Source organism: Kineococcus vitellinus (assembly GCF_009906315.1).
Taxonomy (GTDB): domain Bacteria; phylum Actinomycetota; class Actinomycetes; order Actinomycetales; family Kineococcaceae; genus Kineococcus; species Kineococcus vitellinus.
Genome location: NZ_JAAALL010000427.1, coordinates 1 through 2,698 on the forward strand (window position 1 = coordinate 1; position 2,698 = coordinate 2,698).

4 protein-coding genes are annotated in these 2,698 nt (G+C 75.9%); 2 read left to right on the plus strand and 2 right to left on the minus strand.

Annotated features, from left to right (window positions below; translation table 11 throughout):
* Positions 1-25: 25 nt before the first annotated feature.
* Positions 26-787, minus strand: coding sequence for an ABC transporter permease (locus GTQ99_RS21930; protein WP_338075189.1), 762 nt, complete (start codon positions 785-787; stop codon positions 26-28).
* Positions 784-1,623: an ABC transporter ATP-binding protein gene (locus tag GTQ99_RS21935; RefSeq protein WP_166617809.1), complete on the minus strand. Its 840-nt coding sequence runs from the start codon at positions 1,621-1,623 to the stop codon at positions 784-786. The genes GTQ99_RS21930 and GTQ99_RS21935 overlap by 4 nt, the downstream gene beginning before the upstream one ends.
* A 55-nt stretch (positions 1,624-1,678) precedes the next feature.
* Here GTQ99_RS21935 and GTQ99_RS21940 point away from each other — a divergent pair, with 55 nt between their 5' ends.
* Both GTQ99_RS21940 and GTQ99_RS21945 read left to right on the plus strand, forming a co-directional pair.
* Positions 1,679-2,014 (plus strand): YnfA family protein, encoded by a 336-nt coding sequence (locus GTQ99_RS21940; protein ID WP_166617810.1) that lies wholly within the window; start codon positions 1,679-1,681, stop codon positions 2,012-2,014.
* An 81-nt stretch (positions 2,015-2,095) separates the two neighbouring features.
* Positions 2,096-2,662: a TetR family transcriptional regulator gene (locus tag GTQ99_RS21945; RefSeq protein WP_166617811.1), complete on the plus strand. Its 567-nt coding sequence runs from the start codon at positions 2,096-2,098 to the stop codon at positions 2,660-2,662.
* The last annotated feature ends 36 nt before the right edge of the window (positions 2,663-2,698 follow it).

The window sequence follows — 2,698 nt, forward strand, 5'->3', positions numbered from 1 at the left end:
GTTCGGGGCGGGGGTTCGGGGCGGTTCAGCGCTCCTGCGAGTCGTGCCAGGACAGCGCGCGCCGCTCCACGGTGCTCACCAGCAGCAGCAGCAGCGAACCCATCGCCGCCAGGCAGGCGATCGCGGCGAACACCCGGTCCAGCTGGGAGTTCGAGCTGGCCACGCTGATGAGCGTGCCCAGGCCCGACCTCGCGCCCGCGGCGGCGAACTCGGCGACGATCGCCCCGACCAGCGAGAGCGGGAAGACGACGCGGAAGGCGGAGAACAGGTACGGCAGCGCGCTGGGGAAGCGCAACCGCACCAGCACGTCCAGGCGCGAGGCGTGCACCGTGCGGAACACCGCCAGCACGTGCCGGTCCACCGAGCGCAACCCCGTCGCGGTGTTCATGAGGACCGGGAAGAACGTGATGAGCCCGGTGACGATCACCTTGGGCAGCAGGCCGAAGCCGAACGCCACGACGAGCGCGGGCGCGATGGCGACGACGGGGGTGACGTTGAGCACGACCGCCAGCGGTGTCACCGCGCGGCGCACCAGCCCCGACTCGCTCACCGCGACCGCCACGACGACGGCCGCGACCGTCCCGCCCACGAGGCCGAGGAGCGCCTCCTGCAGCGTCGTCCACGCGTTGAGCAGGTACAGGCCGGGCTCGTCCACGAGCTGGCGGCCCACCGCCGACAGCGGCGGCAGCACGTAGGGGTTGTCGCGGGCGACCCGGTTCCACACCAGGCCCGCCACGAGCAGCGCGACGAGGGTGGGCGCCCAGGCGCGCGGGTGCAGGAACCTCACGCGGCGTCCCCGGGGCGGTCGGCGGACCAGGCGGTGCCCAGGCACTCGCGGACGCGGTGCTCGTGCTCGTGCAGCTCGGCGGAGTCCAGCTGGCCCTGACGGCGGGGCCGGTCCAGCGCGACGTCCACGACGCCGGCGATGCGGCCGGGGCGGGCGGCCATGACGACGACGGTGTCCGAGAGCAGCACGGCCTCGGAGATGGAGTGCGTGACGAAGACGACGGTCGTGCGCAGCTCCTGCCACACGTCCAGCAGCTGCAGCTGCGCGGCCTCGCGGGTGAACTCGTCGAGGGCGGAGAACGGCTCGTCCATGAGCAGCACCTCCGGCTGCAGGGCGAAGGCGCGGGCGATGGCGGCGCGCTGCTTCATCCCCCCGGACAGCTGCCGCGGGCGCCGGTGCAGCACCTCCCCCAGGCCCAGGCGGGTCAGCAGGGCGACCGGGTCGGCGGCCAGCCCCCCGCGGCCGGTGCCGGCCTCCTCGCGGCGCCGGCGCACGGTGGCGGACCGGTTCACCTTCTCCAGCACCCGCACGTTGGCGAGCACGTCGAGCCAGGGCAGCAGCGCCGGCACCTGCGGCACGAAGCCGATGACCTTGTCCGCGCGCGCGGCGGCCGGGGTGCGCCCGCAGATGCGCACCTCGCCGCGGTCGGGGACCTCCAGGCCGGCGATGAGGCGCAGCAGCGTGGACTTGCCGCAGCCGGAGGGGCCGATGACGCTCACGAAGCGCCCGCGCGGCACCTGCAGGTCGACGTGGTGCAGCGCCCGCGTCGCGCCCGGTCCGCTGCCGTAGGTCTTGCAGGCGTCGTGGACCGCGACGAAGGGTTGCTCGTGCGCCATGGCGCGACCCTACTTCCAGCGCCTCCGCGCCCCGCCCGCCCGTAGGCTCCCGCCGGTGACCACCACCCGCTCGGTCCTGCTCTTCGCGCTCGCCGCCGTGCTGGAGATCGGCGGCGCCTGGCTGGTGTGGCAGGGCCTGCGCGAGCGCCGCGGCCTGGCCTGGGTCGGGGCCGGGGTGCTCGCGCTCGGCCTGTACGGCTTCGTCGCCGCGCTGCAGCCGCACGCGCAATTCGGGCGCGTCCTGGCCGCCTACGGCGGCGTCTTCGTCGTCGGCTCGCTGCTGTGGGGCGCGGTCCTGGACGGCTACCGGCCCGACCGCTTCGACGTGGCGGGCGCCGCGCTGTGCCTGGTGGGCGCGGCCGTCATCGTGTACGCGCCCCGCTCGGGCTGACCCGCGGGCGCGGCACCCGGGCGGTGCGGGCGCCGCGGGCGGCCAGCGGGCGGCCCGCGGGGCGGCGCTACCCTCGCCGTCGTGGACGCTCGTGCTCGGCGCAGTCTCGAGCGCCTGTCGACCGCCGTGCTGGAGCTGGCCGGGCAGAAGTCCCCCGAGGCGCTGTCGGTCTCCGAGGTGGCCCGCGCCGCGGGCGTGCACCGCTCCACCTTCTACGAGCACAGCGACTCCCCCGCCGAGCTGCTGCGCACCCTGCTGCGCTCCGAGCTGGACGCGACCCGCGAGCGCCACCTCAGCGGCGAGGCCCCGCGCGACTGGGCGCTGCAGGTGCGCCAGACGACGCTGGAGGTCCTGGAGCACCTGGAGCGCCACCGGGCGGTGTACCTGCGCAGCTTCGCCAGCCCCGCGGACGCCTCGCTGCGCACCATGCTCAGCGAGCACGTGCGCGCCTCGGTGCTGCTGCTGCTGCAGCGCGGCGCGGTGACCTCCCCGGTGGGCGACGCGGCCGTCGCGGCGCAGTACCTGGCCGACGGGGCCGTCGGCGCGCTCTCGGTCTGGCTGGCCGGGCCGGCACCGCGCTCGGCGGAGGCGTTCCTGGCCGACTACGCCCGCCTCGTGCCGTCCTGGTGGCCGCTGAGCGGGCGCTGAGCGGGCGCTCAGCGGCCACCAGGACGGCACGAGGCG

Excerpts from the sequence above, each read along its gene's own strand:
- GTQ99_RS21935 (WP_166617809.1), bottom strand. The coding sequence starts at position 1,623 with ATGGCGCACGAGCAACCCTTCGTCGCGGTCCACGACGCCTGCAAGACC.